Here is a 14834-nt window from a genome sequence, read left to right as displayed (position 1 = left end):
CAGACCGGCAAGGTCGTTGCCCCGCAGCTCTATATCGCGGTCGGCATTTCCGGCGCCATCCAGCATCTGGCCGGCATGAAGGACAGTAAGGTCATCGTCGCCATCAACAAGGACGAAGAGGCCCCGATCTTCCAGGTCGCAGACTACGGTCTCGTCGGTGATCTCTTCGACATCCTCCCGGAACTTGAAAAAGCTTTGTGAGCCTTGAAAGACGACATCAAAGGCCGCGCAACCCTGCGCGGCCTTTTTTCGTTTTAGAAGCAATGTCTTTCCTTGCCCCACAATGGCCTGCGCCACGAATAAAGGCTGGAAAATTGGCTGCGATGCCTTTATCACAGGCATCAGAATACTCCGCCCTGAAGGGCGCATTGCTTTTTGCCTGAACGGAAGCGCAACCGCCCTTCCGCATTGATGATGGAAAATTGGCTCGATGATCAAGAATGTCGGTATTGTAGGCGCTGGACAGATGGGCTGCGGCATTGCCCAGGTATCGGCTGCGGCCGGCTACAAGGTACACATCTACGACATTTCCGCCGATCGCGTCGAAGCCGGCCTGGCAACCATCAACGGCAACATGGCGCGTCAGGTTTCCTCCGGCAAACTGACCGACGAAGAGCGCAAGAAGGCGTTGTCGCTGATCAAGGGCTCCGCCGACGTCAACGACCTCTCGCCGATGGATCTGGTGATCGAGGCTGCCACCGAGGACGAAAGCGTCAAGCGCAAGATTTACGGCCAGATTTGTCCTGTGCTGAAGGCTGACGCCATTCTCGCCACCAACACCTCCTCCCTGTCGATCACCCGGCTTGCCTCTGCCACCGACCGGCCGGAACGCTTCATGGGCATCCATTTCATGAACCCTGTTCCGGTGATGAAGCTGGTCGAACTGGTGCGCGGCATCGCCACCGAGGAAGGCACGTTTTCGACCGCCAAGCAGTTCGTGGCGACGCTCGACAAGACAATTACCGTCGCGGAAGACTTTCCGGCCTTCATCGTCAACCGCATCCTGCTGCCGATGATCAACGAGGCGATCTACACGCTGTATGAAGGCGTCGGCAGCGTCGATGCGATCGATACGGCAATGAAGCTCGGCGCCAATCATCCGATGGGGCCGCTGCAGCTTGCCGATTTCATCGGGCTCGATACCTGCCTGTCGATCATGCAGGTGCTGCATGACGGGCTGGCGGACTCGAAATACCGCCCCTGCCCGCTGCTGGTCAAATATGTCGAAGCCGGCTGGCTCGGCCGCAAATCCGGCCGCGGATTTTACGACTACCGCGGCGAGGTTCCGGTTCCGACGCGGTAAATCAGGCCGCAGTGATATCGGTTTTCGAAAAATCATTGCCTTTGAACAGCAGCGGCATGCCGTGCACTTTGGCACAGGCATAGGACATGCAATCGGCCAGATTGAGCTGCGCCGGATGGCCGCGTCCCTTGCCGTAAGCAGCAAATGCCATGACCGATGCGGTGGCAATAGTTCCATCAATCGGCAAAATGCCGATCTCTGCCTCATTGAGCAGTACCCGAACGCGACTTTCAACGAGAAGCGGATCAAGATCGAGCATTGTCGATAAGCGCATCGAGGCTTCCAGGATCACCAGACCAGATGTGACGCGCGCTTCCGCCGCCGAAATGCGCCCCGCGAAATTACCAGCCTCCGGTTCACCCGCCAGCAGCGCAACGATCACCGATGTATCGATGAACATCAGGAGTGACCCCACATGGCATCGATTTCTTCCTTGCCAATTGTTTTGCGGTTGGGGCCTGCTTGATTTGCAAGATCGGCAGCAATGCGGGCAATGCGATCCGCAAGCAGCTCTTTCTCACTGTCCCGGCGCAACTCGCCTTCGAGCGCCTGAATCACAGCCGCTGTCATCGTGACATTCCGCCTGGCGGCCAGTTGCTGCGCCAGATCACGCGCGCGTTCATCGCGGATTTGCAAGGTCATCGTGAAACTCCATCCAAGTGCAAATAGTATCATTACACAAAGGAGAAGTCATCCATACAATGATTCCAAGGGTCTTTCTCAGCCGGCATGGCCTCAGCTTCCGCCCACTACCGCCTTCACCAGCGCCTTGGCATCGTCGCTGCCCCAGGCGGCAGGTCCGTTCATCGAGGAGATCAGGCAGCCCTTGTCGTCCATCAGCAGCGTCACCGGCAGGCCGAAGGCAAGGCCTTCCTTCTTCAGCGCGTTGAAGACGCCCATGGAGGCATCCCGGTAGTAGCCGAGATCGTGCACGCCGGTTTCGGTGAGGAAGGCCTTCGGCTTCTCGTCGTCGCCGATATCGATGTTGACGGCAACCACTTCGAATTTGTCGCTGCCCGCCGCTTTCTGCAGCGCGTTGAGCGCCGGCATTTCCTCGCGGCAGGGAACGCACCATGTCGCCCAGAGATTGAGGAGGACGGTCTTGCCGGTAAAATCGGCCAGCGTCAGCGCCTTGCCATCCGCGCCCTTGAAATTCAGGCCCGACAGCGGACGCGGTTCGCTGACCGGCGCCATGGCCGCGACCTGGCCCTTCAGGAACGGCGTGATCGCCGCAACCTTGTCTTTTGCCGCCTCGCAGGCCTTTGCACCGGCGGTTTCGACAGCCGCACCATTGCCAGACCCGCTTTCCCTGACGTATACCGCTGCCGCACCGGCGATCACTCCCCCGAGGGCCGCGATCACCACCAGTCTGGCAGGAGGAAAGCGCTTCTTCTTGTCGGTCACTTTATTTTCCAAAACGGGTCATTCTCCAAGGCGGGCATTTTTCATGGGCGACGGCACTTCCGAAACCAAGAGCTCCAACCAGATGTGGGGCGGACGCTTCGCACAAGGGCCGGCTGCGATCATGGAGGAGATAAATGCCTCGATCGGCTTCGACAAGAAGCTTTTCGCCCAGGACATCCGCGGCTCAATAGCGCATGCGACCATGCTGGCGCATCAAGGCATCATTTCGGCCGACGATAAAGACAAGATCGTTCACGGTCTCGACACGATCCTGTCAGAGATCGAAAGCGGCCAGTTCGAATTCTCCCGCCGCCTCGAAGACATCCACATGAACATCGAGGCGCGGCTCGCCACGCTGATCGGCCCAGCAGCCGGACGCCTGCACACCGCCCGTTCGCGCAACGACCAGGTGGCGCTCGATTTCCGCCTCTGGGTGAAGGAAGAGCTGCAGAAATGCGAGGGGATGCTGACCGGCCTGATCGCCGCCTTCCTCGACCGCGCCGAAGAGCATGCCGAAACGGTGATGCCGGGCTTCACCCATCTGCAGACCGCCCAGCCGGTGACCTTCGGTCATCATTGCATGGCCTATGTCGAGATGTTCGGCCGTGACCGGGCGCGCGTGCGCCACGCCATCGAGCACATGGACGAAAGCCCGATTGGGGCTGCGGCGCTGGCCGGCACCGGCTTTCCGATCGACCGGCACATGACGGCACGAGCGCTGGGCTTCCGCGAGCCGACCCGCAACTCGATCGATACCGTGTCCGACCGCGATTTCGCGCTGGAATTCCTGTCGATCGCCTCGATCTGCGCGGTGCACCTCTCGCGGCTGGCCGAAGAGATCGTCATCTGGTCGACGCCACAATTCGGCTTCGTGCGCCTGTCGGATGCGTTTTCCACCGGCTCCTCGATCATGCCGCAGAAAAAGAACCCGGACGCCGCCGAACTGGTGCGCGCCAAGACCGGCCGCATCAACGGCTCGCTGATCGCGCTTCTGACCGTGATGAAGGGCCTGCCGCTCGCCTATTCCAAGGATATGCAGGAAGACAAGGAACAGGTCTTCGACAGCGCCGAGAGCCTGGAACTCGCCATTGCCGCGATGACCGGCATGGTGCGCGACATCACCATCCGTGCCGACCGCATGAAGGCCGCCGCCGGCTCCGGCTATTCGACCGCGACCGACCTTGCCGACTGGCTGGTGCGCGAGGCGGGCCTGCCCTTCCGCGACGCCCATCATGTGACCGGCCGGGCCGTGGCGCTGGCCGAACAGAAGGCGTGCGAGCTTGCCGAACTCTCGCTCGCAGACCTGCAGGCGATCCACCCCGACATCACCGACAAGGTGTTCGGCGTGCTGACCGTCGAGGCCTCCGTCGCCAGCCGCACAAGCTTCGGCGGCACCGCTCCCAGCGAAGTGCGCAAGCAGATCGCCTGGTGGCGGACGCGGAACTGAGCCACAAGATTCAGGGTGCACAGCGCCTCAAAAACTCGATATGAGTTTTGACGACTGTGCGAAGAAGGGCTGATCGCCCGGACCGGGAACCATCCATGCTCTACCGAAACACCACCATTCTCATTGCCGCCCTTGCCATAACCGGTCTGACGCTCTCCGGCTGCGGCCGCAAGGGCGATCTCGATCGCCCCGGCTCAAGCGCGCCGATCAACACGAAGGCCGCAGCGGGCACCGTGGAAAAGAAGGATGAAGCGCCGGGCAAGCCCTTCCTCCTCGACCCCCTCCTGTAACAGAGCACTCCCTTGAACCATTTTGAATATCGCGACGGCATTCTCTTTGCAGAAGACGTCTCCGTCATCGACATCGCCAAGGCGGTCGGCACGCCGTTCTACTGCTATTCCACCGCGACGCTGGAGCGGCACTACTCCGTCTTCTCCAAGGCGTTTTCCGATATCGACGCCATGGTCTGCTACGCCATGAAGGCCAATTCCAACCAGGCGGTGCTGAAGACGCTCGGGCGGCTTGGCGCCGGCGTCGACGTGGTCTCGGGCGGCGAACTGCGCCGGGCGCTTGCAGCCGGCATCCCGGCCAACCGCATCATGTTTTCCGGCGTTGGCAAGACGGCAGGGGAAATGGATCTCGGGCTGGAAGCCGGCATCTACTGCTTCAACGTCGAATCCGAGCCGGAACTGGAAGTCCTCAATGCCCGCGCCCTGCGGCTCGGCAAGCAGGCCCATGTCTCCTTCCGCATCAATCCGGATGTCGACGCCAAGACCCATGCGAAGATCTCGACCGGCAAGAAGGAAAACAAGTTCGGCATCGCCTATGAACGCGCCCGCGCGGTCTATGCGCATGCGGCGACCCTGCCCGGCATCAAGGTCACCGGCATCGACATGCATATCGGCAGCCAGATCACCGAATTGCAGCCCTTCGCCGATGCCTTCAAGCTGCTGCGTGAGCTGGTCGACGCCTTGCGCACCGATGGCCACGGCATCGATCACGTCGATGTCGGCGGCGGCCTTGGCGTTCCCTACAAGCTGGACAACAACCCGCCGCCCCTGCCCGATGCCTATGCCACGATCGTCAAGGATCAGCTGCGCGAACTCGGCTGCAAGATCGTCATGGAGCCCGGCCGGCTGATCGTCGGCAATGCCGGCATCATGGTCACGGAAGTGATCTATGTGAAGGATGGCGGCTCGAAGACTTTCGTCATCGTCGACGGCGCCATGAACGACCTGATCCGCCCGACGCTCTACGAGGCCTATCACGAGGTGCAGCCGGTGCGCATCTCCGCCGCCAACGCCCCGCGCATCAAGGCCGATATCGTCGGCCCGGTCTGCGAAACCGGCGACTATCTGGCGCTCGACCGGGAAATGGCCATGCCGAAGCCCGGCGACCTGATCTCGGTCGGCACCGCCGGAGCCTATGGCGCCGTCCAGGCCGGTACCTACAACAGCCGTCTTCTGGTGCCCGAAGTGCTGGTCAAGGGCGATCGCTTCCACGTGATTCGCCCGCGCACCAGCTACGAGGACCTGATCGGGCTGGATTCGGTGCCGGATTGGCTCGACTGACACTCGCCGGACGGTTTCCGTCCGACGGCTGTTGATAGCCCGGCAGCAGAGCCACCAAAATCGATCACGATTGCGTTGCCGCCCTCGTCTTCGCCACAAAGAGTGTTATCCTTGACGGCATGGTTCCGATGCTGAAAGGGAACGGATGACGGAAAGCCGGCGGGATAGCTCGACCGGGACAGCAGGCTTCATGCGGAGCCTTGCGGTCAAGCGGACGCTTGCCCGCTTCGTTCTCGTTGCCGAGCAGGCAGCCCCGCGCGCCCTGCCGCTGCTTGCGACCGTGCTTCTGTTTTTCTCCGCCGCATGGTTCGGCTTCTTCCGCGTCGCACCCGGCTGGCTGCATGCCGTGGCTCTTTTTGGCTTCACAGCCGCCTTCGTCATCCTGTTGATCCCGCTCCTGCGCCTGCGTATCCCCGGCAATACCGAAGCCGACCGGATGCTCGAAGAGCGCAACGATCTGCCGCATCAGGCAATCCGCGTGCAGGACGACCAGCCGGCCACCAGCGGCGCCTTCGGCCAGGCCCTGTGGCAGGAACACCAGACGCGCATGGCGCGGATGATCGGCGCGCTGGAGGCGGGGCTGCCAAAGCCGGACATTGCCCGCAGCGACAGCCATGGCCTGCGGGCCATCCCGGTGCTGATCGCCTGTGTTGCCTTTGCCTATTCCTATTCGAACAAGGCGGGCCTGATTTCCGATATCTTCCATCCGCCGCAGCAAAGCGCGGCAGTGCCGGATGTCCGCATCGACGCCTGGGTGACGCCGCCAGCCTATACCGGCCGTGCTCCGGTCTTCCTGACCGGCCGGCAGGATGCGCAACAGCCAGCCGTTGCGAACCAGGATGCCTTGCGCATCCCGCAATTCAGCGAATTGACCGTCCGCGTCACCAGCGGCGGCGAGGACACGCCGGTCACCTATCTGGAAAACGGCGCCGCCCAGCCGCTCGTCATCGCGGTACAGGCCGCAAAGCCTGCCGCAGACGCGAAACCGGCGGATACGGCGACTGCCGACCCGGCAAAGCCCGGCAGTGAAACGCACCTGATGAAGATCACCAAGGACGGCACGCTTGCCGTCGGCGGCGAGCAATGGGCTTTCACGGTCATCCCGGACAGCGTGCCCGACATCGCCTTCGACGGCATTCCGCGCGCCACCGTCAACGGCGCACTGGAGATCGGTTTCTCGGCCAAGGACGACTATGGCATTCAGGACGCATGGGCCGAGATCGTGCCTCTGGACAAGCCGGCGGCCGACGCAAGGCCGCTCTATCCCCTGCCGGAATATCGCCTCGACCTGCCCAAGCGCAACGCCCGCGAGGCAAAGGGGCTGAGCAGCCGCAATCTCAGCGAACATCCGCTGTCTGGAAAGCGCGTGCGCGTCACGCTCGTTGCCAGGGATGCCGCAGGTCAGGAAGGCCGCAGCGTGCCACAGGACATGATCCTGCCCGCCCGCCCGTTCTTCGAGCCTCTGGCCGGCGCCGTCGCCGAGCAGCGGCAGGTCTTCGCGCTCAACGCCAACGACCTGCCCCGTGCCATCGATCTCAACGATGCCCTGATGGTGCGCCCGGACGAGACGATCCCGAACCTGACGCATTTCCTGCTTTTGCAATCCGCCCGCACCCGCATGGCGCTTTCGCGCAACGACGACATGCTGCGCGATGCGGCCGGCTATCTCTGGGAGATCGCGCTCGGCATCGAGGACGGCGACATGGCGCTGGCCGACAAGCGGCTGCGCGACGCCCAGCAGAAGCTCTCCGAAGCGCTGGAAAAGGGTGCATCGGACGAGGAAATCACCAAGCTGATGCAGGAACTGCGCGACGCCATGAAGGACTACATGGAAGCGCTGGCCAAGCAGGCGGCAAAGAACCCGCAGGTGGCCGCCAATCCGGACCAGAACAACGTGCTGCGCCAGCAGGATCTGGAAAAGATGATGAACCAGATCGAGAACCTCGCCAAATCGGGCGCCAAGGATCAGGCCCGCCAGATGCTGTCCGAAATGCAGCGCATGATGAACAATCTCCAGGCCGGCCGCATGCAGCAACAGCAGCAGCAGGGCCAGGAAAACAGCGAGATGCGCAAGCAGATGGACAAGCTCGGCCAGCTGATGCAGCAGCAGCAGCAGCTGATGGACGAGACCTTCAAATACGATCAGGCCCTGCGCGATCGCATGCAGCGCGGCGACCCGCTGGACGGGCAGGATCAGGAACTGTTCGATCAGGACATGCCCCGGCAACCCGGGCAGCAGCCCGATGAAAACGCACAGCAGCCGGGTCCGATGGACAACATGACCGCCGAAGAGCTGAAGCAGGCGCTGAAGGACATGCAGGCGCAGCAGGACCAGCTGGGCAAACAGCTCGGCGAACTGCAGAAGGGCCTTGAAGGCATGGGCATCAAGCCCGGCAAGGGTTTCGGCGAGGCAGGCCGCGAGATGAAGGGGGCCTCGGGCGCCCTTGGCAAGGGACAGGGCGAACAGGCCGTCGGCAGCCAGGGACGTGCGCTGCAGGCCCTGCGCGACGGCGCGCAGGACATGATGCAGCAGATGCAAAGCCAGGGGCAAGGCCCCGGACAGGGTCAGGGCATTCCGCAATACGGCCAGAACGGCCGCGACCCTCTCGGCCGCCGCCAGCAGAACGCCGGACCGGATTTCGGCGATCAGGTCAAGGTGCCCGACGAGATCGACACCCAGCGCGCCCGCGAAATCCTCGACGAAATCCGCCGCCGCCTCGGCACGAACGCATCACCGGAGACGGAGCGCCGGTATCTGGAACGATTGCTGGATATCAGATAGCGCCTAAGATCGACGGCGTTCATCAATCAAACATTGGGCTCCGAGTTGAGAGTCTGCCCCTCACCCTACCCCTCTCCCCGCAAGCGGGGAGAGGGAACAACGGAGATTGCCGCTTGTCCCTTCTTCCCCGTTTACGGGGAGAAGGTGGCCGACAGGCCGGATGAGGGGCGATTCCAAAATGAAAATCAGGGCAAGCTCACGCCGCCAGCGCCACCGCGACCGCCTTGCGGATATCCGGCAGCGTGAACGGTTTCGACACGACATCAATGACCTTGCCGTTGAGATTGTCGGCGCGCTCGCGCTGTTCGGCGTAGCCGGTCATCAACAGGATCTTCAGGGCCGGAAAAGCGGCCGATGCCTGATGGGCGAGCTCGATGCCGTCCATGACGGGCATGCGGATATCCGACAAAAGCAGATCGAAGCGTTCGCCCTGAAGGCAGGCAAGGCCTTCGGCGCCATCGGCGGCCTCGACGGTTTCGTGACCATCCAGTTGCAGGGCGCGGGCAACGAAACGGCGCAGGCCGTCCTCATCTTCGGTAATCAGGATTTTCGCCATCATGGCCTCCGTTTCGGCAACAACTCCGCTGGGGCATTCCGCCTGTAAAGGCATGCTGTCCCAGGCCCGCAGCACAGCCGCTGCGGGGGCAACACCACCAGAGTTTTGTTTGTTTTCCGTAAACGCGGACGGCCAGATCAGGGGTTGTCCACAGCCGGACAGCTATTCGGCATCGCCCGTGACGACGCCGACGAACGGCAACTCGCGGAAGGCATAGGCCACGTCCATGCCATAGCCGACGACGAAATAATCCGGGCATTCGAAGCCGACATAATCGGCTTCGAGATCGGTCTGGCGCTTCACCTTCTTGTCGAGGAGAACGGCGATGGTCACGGACTTGGCGCCGCGCTCCAGCATCAGCTCCTTGGCGAAACGCAGGGTGCGGCCGGATTCGAGGATATCGTCGATCAGGAGAACGTCGCGGCCATGCACGTCGCTGTCGATGTCCTTGATGATCTTGACGCCCTGCGACACCGTGCCGGTGCCATAGCTCGACAGCGTGATGAACTCGACTTCCGGCGCAAGACCGACCGTGTGCATCGCCCGGATCAGGTCGGCGGCGAAGATGAAGGAGCCCTTGAGCACCGCGATGACCAGCAGGTCGTTGATCGGACCTTTGGCGATCTGCTCGGCCATTTCGACGTTTCGCACCGCGATCATTTCGGCGGAATAGAGCGGGTCGATGTTTTTTCCACGGACGACGGGCATGAAGGATGGTCTCCAGAATTGTATTGGAGACTGCGTTTTATGCCTCCGGAACCTAGCCGCTTAGCACAGTCAGGGAGCCGAATCACCCGGCTGACCGAAGGAAACCGCGACGTCGGGCAGTTTTCCACCTGTGTGTAGAAGCCGCGTTGAAAAGGCGCGGCTTTGTCCGGGCGCAAGAACCTCCTGTCCGGAAACGATACGGCTGACGGTCCGCCTGTGGCCGTTGGCGATGACGTCGACCAGGAGCGTGGGCACTGCCTTGGGCGCATCGGACCGGTTTTCGACGGCGCCATAGACCGAAAGGATCCGCATACCGTTGGCGTCGTTGAGCGACGTGGTGACATCGTTGATGGCAAGCGCCTGCGCGGAAGCAACGGCCGGCTGATAGTGGGAGAGGCTGGCAAAGAGCAGGAAAACCGGAGCGCACAGGCAGGTGACCAGAACCGCGAAGGCCTTGGGCGAAGCCGTCCGCAACAGGCGTTCAAAGCGGTCCAGCGCCCATGGAAACACCGACATAACCCTGAAACCGGTATCGGGCTTCGGCATGGCCGCCGGGGCGCCGCGGCGATTGTCGTTGAAGACCGGATAGACGGTGCGCCGGGCGTGCGAAGGAACGGTTTCGAATTCGGCATCGACGATATCGGCGCGGCGCGGGATCGTGCCTTTGGGAGCGGTGCGCACGGAGCGGTCCGGGGGCAGCAGATCCATGCGGCGGGCAGTGCCGTTGAAACGGAAAGCGTTCATCGTCTCTCCTTGCCGGCCACACTGGCCGGGCCAGATTACCCTGCCCTGCCAGGCCGGAAACGGTCCCCAGAATCGGGCATTGAAACAAACCTTTCGCAGACGTAAACCTAAATGGTTAATGCTTCGAAAATGGTGCTGCCGAAACGATCCGTTTTCATGCAAAATTAACCACTGTTTAACCATGTTGACGCTGTAACAGCGTGCTGCGTTGTATGCTGCCACAAGGGCCATCACACCGCCGCCAAGACATGGCAGACGAGACTGAAGAAAAGCTGGACACTGACCCGTTGATTCATTTTGAAAATGTCGGATTGCGCTATGGAATGGGTCCGGAAATCCTCCGCGACCTGACCTTCGACATTCCCAAAAAATCGTTCCAGTTCCTGACCGGCCCTTCCGGCGCCGGCAAGACGACGCTGCTCAGATTGCTGTTCCTGTCGCTGCAGCCGACGCGCGGGCTGATCCGCATGTTCGACCGCAACATTTCCACCATCCCGCGTGACGAGCTTCCGATGCTGCGCCGCCGGGTCGGCATCGTCTTCCAGGATTTCCGCCTGCTCGATCATTTGACGACTTACGAGAATGTCGCCCTGCCGCTGCGCGTGCGCGGCAAGGACGAATCGTCCTATCGCGCCGACGTGCTTGAGCTGCTCGGCTGGGTCGGGCTGGGCGAGCGGATCAACGTGCTGCCGCCGGTGCTCTCGGGCGGCGAGAAGCAGCGCGCGGCGATCGCCCGCGCGCTCATCGACCGGCCGGAAATCCTGCTTGCCGACGAGCCGACCGGCAATGTCGATCCGCCGATGGCCCGGCGACTGCTCAACCTCTTCCTCGAGCTCAACCGGCTCGGCACCGCCGTCGTCATCGCCACCCATGATCTGTCGCTGATGGATCAGGTCGAGGCGCGGCGGATGATCCTGTCGCAGGGGCGGCTCGACATCTATGAGTGAAGCCCCCGCCCCCGATCGCTCGCAACAGGCAGCACCGCGGGAGCGCAAGGCTTCCCTGCGCGTGCGCCCGACCGCGCCGATCGTGCCGCCGGCCAATGTATCCGGCAATGCGCTGGTGCTGGTGATCGCCATCATGGCCTTCCTGGCCTGCCTGACGCTTGGCGCGGTCAGCATGGTGCGCTCGACGGCGCAAAGCTGGGAAAGCCAGATCTCCCGCGAGATCACCATCCAGATCAAGCCGGATGAAAAGCTGGATATGGAAAAGGCGCTTGCCGACGCACGCGATCTGGCCCTCACCTTCAACGGCACCACCGACGGCACGATCGTCGACAAGGCCGCCACGGCCCGGCTGCTGGAGCCCTGGCTTGGCGCCGGCCTCGACCTTGACGACCTGCCGGTGCCGCGTCTTGTCATCATCACCATCGACGAACAGAACCCGCCCGATTTCGCCGCCATGCGGGCGATGCTGACGGAAACCATCCCGCAAGCCTATCTCGACGATCACCGGACCTGGGTCGACCGGCTGGTGGCCATGGCACACACGACGGCGCTGATCGGCACCGGCGTGCTGGTGCTGGTGTTCTCGGCCATGGTGCTGACCGTCATCTTTGCCACGCGCGGCACGCTCTCGGGCAACCGCCATATCGTCGAGGTGCTGCATTTCGTCGGCGCCGAGGCCGGTTTCGTCGCGTCAGAGTTCCAGAAGCACTTTCTCAAGATCAGCCTCAAGGGCGCCGGTGCCGGCGGCCTGCTGGCCGCGGCCTGTTTTGCGGTTGCCGGCTTCTGGCAATCGCGCTCGCTGGCGACGCCGCAGAGCGACCAAGCAACCGCCATGTTCGGCAGCTTCACCATCGGCTATACCGGCTATCTCGGCATTGCCGCCATCATGATCGTCATCGCGCTTTTGACGACGCTGACCGCCCGTTTCACGGTGATGCGGACGATCTATGAAATCGACCTGATCCGATCCGATCCGGCCCGGATCGACGGCAACCAGACCTGACCGCCATGATTGCGTTGCCTTGCATCCATTCCTTGCCGCAATCTGTCTCTATGGAAGAATCAGAGCAGCTGGCGGAGCACCAGAAACAGCAATGAGCGAAGGCGATGACACACGGCGCAGGGCGACGCTGGTGCGAAGGCATGTGAGTCTTCGCCGCCGGCTGGTGCGGCTGACATTCTACGTGCTGCTGCTCGTTGCCGGAAGCGCCACCGCCGGTTTTCTCTATTTCGCCGATTCCGTCGCCTCGCTGCAGCCGCCGGCCAATCCGAAGGCCGATGCGATCGTCGTTCTGACCGGAGGCTTCCAGCGGATCGATCAGGCGGTCGAACTCCTGAAGGCCGGAGCCGGAAAACGGCTGCTGATCTCGGGCGTCCACCCGTCGACAACGGGCGGCCAGATCCGCCGCAACACCCAGAGCTCGGCCGATCTGTTCAAATGCTGCGTCGATATCGGCCATGATGCGATCGATACGATCGGCAATGCCAACGAGACCGCCAGCTGGATCCGCGACAACGGCTACCGCAGCATTCTCGTCGTCACCAACAACTACCATATGCCGCGCAGCCTGCTCGAACTGCGCCGGGCCAATCCCGGCATCGACTTCATCGCCTATCCCGTCGTCAACTCCGATCTCAAGAGCACCAACTGGCTGCGCAATCCGATCGTCCTGAAGACCATTCTCCTCGAATACGCCAAGCTCACCATCGCATCTGCGCGCGACGCGCTGGGCGCCCACCCGGCAAGCGGGTTGCGCACGGAAAAGAAGGATGCCGGTGCTGCCGCGAATTAGGATAGACCGCGATAGCACCAACCAAGCTGTTTTCCTTGCCGGAATATTCGTGTAGGCAGCGGGTCACCCTTTTCGCTGCGAAAGCCTGCCGATGATCATCCTGCGTTCAGTCCTGTTCAACATCGTGTTCTACATCAACCTGATCCTCCAGATGGTCGTGATGACGCCGTTCTATTTCCTGGCGCCGCGCAAGACGGCCTGGTTCGTTCCGAAGAACTGGGCGCGCAGCAATCACTGGCTGTTCCGGGTCATCGTCGGCACAACGTTCGAAATCGAAGGTCTCGAGAACATCCCCGAAGGCGGATACATCTTTGCACCGAAGCACCAGTCGTTCTGGGACGTCTATGCGCTGCTCCCCTGGCTGTCCGATCCCTTCTTCATCCTGAAGCGGGAGCTTGTCTGGATCCCCCTGTTCGGCTGGTATGTGCTGAAACAGCGCATGGTGCCGGTCGATCGCGGTGCCCGTGGCAAGGTGATGGCGGCGGTGATGCAGCGCGCCAAGGACGAGATGAACACCGGCCGCCAGCTGATCATCTATCCCGAGGGCACCCGCCGTCCGCCGGGCGCACCGCCCGAATACAAATACGGCATCGCCCGGCTCTACCGCGACCTGACGGTGCCGGTCGTGCCCGTCGTCATGCATCCGGGCCTGTTCTGGCCGCGCCGCAAGTTTCTGCGCTATCCCGGCCATTTCAAGGTGCGCATCCTGCCGCCGATCGAGCCGGGGCTTGATCCCGACGTGTTCCTGAAAACCCTGACCGACAGGATGGAAAGCGCCAGCGACGCGCTGCTGGTGGAGACGGTGAAGAACAATCCGCATGTGCCCCTGCCGCCAACGGCAGCGCAGCGGCTGAAGGAGCTGCGGGCTCAGGCCTGAGACTGCAGCCGCCCGACGGTGGCGGCCACCTCTTCCAGCCAATGATCACGGATGCCCATCTGCTGGAGATGGGCAAGCGTGTTCAGCACATAGTCGGTGTTGGCTCCGGATTTTCCATGCGACACTGCAACCGTTGCCGCCGCTTCCTCGGCGCTCAGCGCACCGGCATACTGCACGTGGGTGCGATCGATAATGTAGGTCAGCGCCGGCACGCGGCGCCCATTGGCAAGCAACACCGGCATGGTGCGCTCTTTATAAACCTGGGTCACCAGTTCGCGTTCGCGCAGATAGCCGATGACCGCGTCCCTGTTCTGCGGCGCGACGTTGAACGCCATGCCCCGGCACGAGCCCCCGTAATCGAGGCCGAGCACGAGGCCGGGACGTTCCTGCGTTCCCCGGTGCACCCAGGAACGGACACAGAGCGCGCGCCGGTAGCCGAAGGCCCGGGCGGCCATCTTGTCCTTGAAGGCAAAGCCGGGGTTCCACATCAGCGAACCATAGCCAAAGACCCAAAAATCGTCCATATCCACTGCCATTCACATCCATGCCATCCAGACGCCGCCAGACGGCCGGTGTCTGGAGCGGCGCACAGACCACTCTTGAGCTTTCCTAGCGCATAAGCCCGGCAATCGGAATCGAATTCCTGAATGGTGCGGCGCGGATCGCCCAAACACAAAACGACAGTCCTGGTGCCGCAGCGTC

General features: G+C 62.4%; 17 protein-coding genes. 10 read left to right on the top strand and 7 right to left on the bottom strand.

Annotated elements, in window-relative coordinates:
- Positions 1-201, top strand: a 201-nt coding sequence (locus tag ADU59_RS12990) for an electron transfer flavoprotein subunit alpha/FixB family protein (RefSeq protein WP_202970068.1), incomplete at its 5' end; no start/stop codon positions are given.
- A 229-nt stretch (positions 202-430) separates the two neighbouring features.
- Positions 431-1303 (top strand): 3-hydroxybutyryl-CoA dehydrogenase, encoded by an 873-nt coding sequence (locus ADU59_RS12985; RefSeq protein ID WP_068954519.1) that lies wholly within the window; start codon positions 431-433, stop codon positions 1301-1303.
- Position 1304: 1 nt separating this feature from the next.
- Here the strand turns inward: ADU59_RS12985 and ADU59_RS12980 are convergent, their stop codons facing one another.
- From ADU59_RS12980 to tlpA, 3 genes are all read right to left on the bottom strand, one after another.
- Positions 1305-1703, bottom strand: coding sequence for a type II toxin-antitoxin system VapC family toxin (locus ADU59_RS12980; protein WP_068954518.1), 399 nt, complete (start codon positions 1701-1703; stop codon positions 1305-1307).
- Positions 1703-1945, bottom strand: a complete 243-nt coding sequence (locus ADU59_RS12975; protein ID WP_068954517.1) for a type II toxin-antitoxin system VapB family antitoxin — start codon at positions 1943-1945, stop codon at positions 1703-1705. Before ADU59_RS12975 ends, ADU59_RS12980 begins: the two co-directional genes overlap by 1 nt.
- A gap of 93 nt (positions 1946-2038) precedes the next feature.
- Positions 2039-2707, bottom strand: coding sequence for a thiol:disulfide interchange protein TlpA (gene tlpA, locus ADU59_RS12970; RefSeq protein ID WP_068954516.1), 669 nt, complete (start codon positions 2705-2707; stop codon positions 2039-2041).
- Positions 2708-2750: 43 nt separating this feature from the next.
- On the opposite strand from tlpA, the gene argH reads away from it, so the two are divergent.
- The 4 genes from argH to ADU59_RS12950 all read left to right on the top strand — a co-directional run bounded on the left by argH (position 2751) and on the right by ADU59_RS12950 (position 8507).
- Complete coding sequence (argH, locus tag ADU59_RS12965) at positions 2751-4154, top strand: argininosuccinate lyase (protein WP_068954515.1); 1404 nt, start codon at positions 2751-2753, stop codon at positions 4152-4154.
- A 95-nt stretch (positions 4155-4249) separates the two neighbouring features.
- Positions 4250-4444: an LPS translocon maturation chaperone LptM gene (lptM, locus tag ADU59_RS12960; RefSeq protein ID WP_068954514.1), complete on the top strand. Its 195-nt coding sequence runs from the start codon at positions 4250-4252 to the stop codon at positions 4442-4444.
- A 12-nt stretch (positions 4445-4456) separates the two neighbouring features.
- Complete coding sequence (gene lysA, locus ADU59_RS12955) at positions 4457-5725, top strand: diaminopimelate decarboxylase (RefSeq protein WP_068954513.1); 1269 nt, start codon at positions 4457-4459, stop codon at positions 5723-5725.
- A 145-nt stretch (positions 5726-5870) separates the two neighbouring features.
- The gene (locus tag ADU59_RS12950) at positions 5871-8507 is read left to right on the top strand and encodes a TIGR02302 family protein (protein ID WP_068954512.1); all 2637 of its coding nucleotides are present in this window, start codon (positions 5871-5873) and stop codon (positions 8505-8507) included.
- A gap of 196 nt (positions 8508-8703) precedes the next feature.
- Here ADU59_RS12950 and ADU59_RS12945 read toward each other — a convergent pair whose 3' ends face one another.
- The 3 genes from ADU59_RS12945 to ADU59_RS12935 all read right to left on the bottom strand — a co-directional run bounded on the left by ADU59_RS12945 (position 8704) and on the right by ADU59_RS12935 (position 10515).
- The gene (locus tag ADU59_RS12945) at positions 8704-9063 is read right to left on the bottom strand and encodes a response regulator (protein ID WP_068954560.1); all 360 of its coding nucleotides are present in this window, start codon (positions 9061-9063) and stop codon (positions 8704-8706) included.
- A gap of 162 nt (positions 9064-9225) precedes the next feature.
- A complete protein-coding gene (hpt, locus tag ADU59_RS12940; RefSeq protein ID WP_068954511.1) occupies positions 9226-9771 on the bottom strand; it encodes a hypoxanthine phosphoribosyltransferase in 546 nt (181 codons plus the stop codon).
- Positions 9772-9840: 69 nt separating this feature from the next.
- Positions 9841-10515, bottom strand: coding sequence for a hypothetical protein (locus tag ADU59_RS12935; RefSeq protein ID WP_068954510.1), 675 nt, complete (start codon positions 10513-10515; stop codon positions 9841-9843).
- A 287-nt stretch (positions 10516-10802) separates the two neighbouring features.
- On the opposite strand from ADU59_RS12935, the gene ftsE reads away from it, so the two are divergent.
- The 4 genes from ftsE to ADU59_RS12915 all read left to right on the top strand — a co-directional run bounded on the left by ftsE (position 10803) and on the right by ADU59_RS12915 (position 14132).
- Entirely contained in the window at positions 10803-11462 is a 660-nt protein-coding gene (gene ftsE, locus ADU59_RS12930) for a cell division ATP-binding protein FtsE (RefSeq protein ID WP_068954509.1), read from the top strand.
- Positions 11455-12465 carry a cell division protein FtsX gene (locus ADU59_RS12925; protein ID WP_068954508.1) on the top strand — a complete coding sequence of 337 codons (1011 nt, stop codon included), beginning with the start codon at positions 11455-11457 and terminating at the stop codon, positions 12463-12465. The genes ftsE and ADU59_RS12925 overlap by 8 nt, the downstream gene beginning before the upstream one ends.
- Positions 12466-12556: 91 nt before the next feature.
- Positions 12557-13255 carry a YdcF family protein gene (locus tag ADU59_RS12920; RefSeq protein ID WP_068954507.1) on the top strand — a complete coding sequence of 233 codons (699 nt, stop codon included), beginning with the start codon at positions 12557-12559 and terminating at the stop codon, positions 13253-13255.
- A 91-nt stretch (positions 13256-13346) separates the two neighbouring features.
- Positions 13347-14132 carry a lysophospholipid acyltransferase family protein gene (locus ADU59_RS12915; protein WP_068954506.1) on the top strand — a complete coding sequence of 262 codons (786 nt, stop codon included), beginning with the start codon at positions 13347-13349 and terminating at the stop codon, positions 14130-14132.
- Here ADU59_RS12915 and ADU59_RS12910 read toward each other — a convergent pair.
- Positions 14123-14668, bottom strand: coding sequence for a gamma-glutamylcyclotransferase (locus ADU59_RS12910; RefSeq protein ID WP_068954505.1), 546 nt, complete (start codon positions 14666-14668; stop codon positions 14123-14125). The two genes, ADU59_RS12915 and ADU59_RS12910, sit on opposite strands and share 10 nt — an antisense overlap.
- Positions 14669-14834 lie beyond the last annotated feature (166 nt).

This window comes from Pararhizobium polonicum (assembly GCF_001687365.1).
Classification (GTDB): domain Bacteria; phylum Pseudomonadota; class Alphaproteobacteria; order Rhizobiales; family Rhizobiaceae; genus Pararhizobium; species Pararhizobium polonicum.
This window is presented reverse-complemented; position numbering and strand designations above follow the sequence as displayed.

Excerpts from the sequence above, each read along its gene's own strand:
- ADU59_RS12985 (WP_068954519.1), top strand. The coding sequence starts at position 431 with ATGATCAAGAATGTCGGTATTGTAGGCGCTGGACAGATGGGCTGCGGC.
- lptM (WP_068954514.1), top strand. The coding sequence starts at position 4,250 with ATGCTCTACCGAAACACCACCATTCTCATTGCCGCCCTTGCCATAACC.
- ADU59_RS12975 (WP_068954517.1), bottom strand. The coding sequence starts at position 1,945 with ATGACCTTGCAAATCCGCGATGAACGCGCGCGTGATCTGGCGCAGCAA.
- ADU59_RS12980 (WP_068954518.1), bottom strand. The coding sequence starts at position 1,703 with ATGTTCATCGATACATCGGTGATCGTTGCGCTGCTGGCGGGTGAACCG.
- argH (WP_068954515.1), top strand. The coding sequence starts at position 2,751 with ATGGGCGACGGCACTTCCGAAACCAAGAGCTCCAACCAGATGTGGGGC.
- ADU59_RS12935 (WP_068954510.1), bottom strand. The coding sequence starts at position 10,515 with ATGAACGCTTTCCGTTTCAACGGCACTGCCCGCCGCATGGATCTGCTG.
- ADU59_RS12920 (WP_068954507.1), top strand. The coding sequence starts at position 12,557 with ATGAGCGAAGGCGATGACACACGGCGCAGGGCGACGCTGGTGCGAAGG.
- ADU59_RS12945 (WP_068954560.1), bottom strand. The coding sequence starts at position 9,063 with ATGGCGAAAATCCTGATTACCGAAGATGAGGACGGCCTGCGCCGTTTC.
- ADU59_RS12925 (WP_068954508.1), top strand. The coding sequence starts at position 11,455 with ATGAGTGAAGCCCCCGCCCCCGATCGCTCGCAACAGGCAGCACCGCGG.
- hpt (WP_068954511.1), bottom strand. The coding sequence starts at position 9,771 with ATGCCCGTCGTCCGTGGAAAAAACATCGACCCGCTCTATTCCGCCGAA.
- ADU59_RS12910 (WP_068954505.1), bottom strand. The coding sequence starts at position 14,668 with ATGGCAGTGGATATGGACGATTTTTGGGTCTTTGGCTATGGTTCGCTG.
- ADU59_RS12915 (WP_068954506.1), top strand. The coding sequence starts at position 13,347 with ATGATCATCCTGCGTTCAGTCCTGTTCAACATCGTGTTCTACATCAAC.
- ADU59_RS12950 (WP_068954512.1), top strand. The coding sequence starts at position 5,871 with ATGACGGAAAGCCGGCGGGATAGCTCGACCGGGACAGCAGGCTTCATG.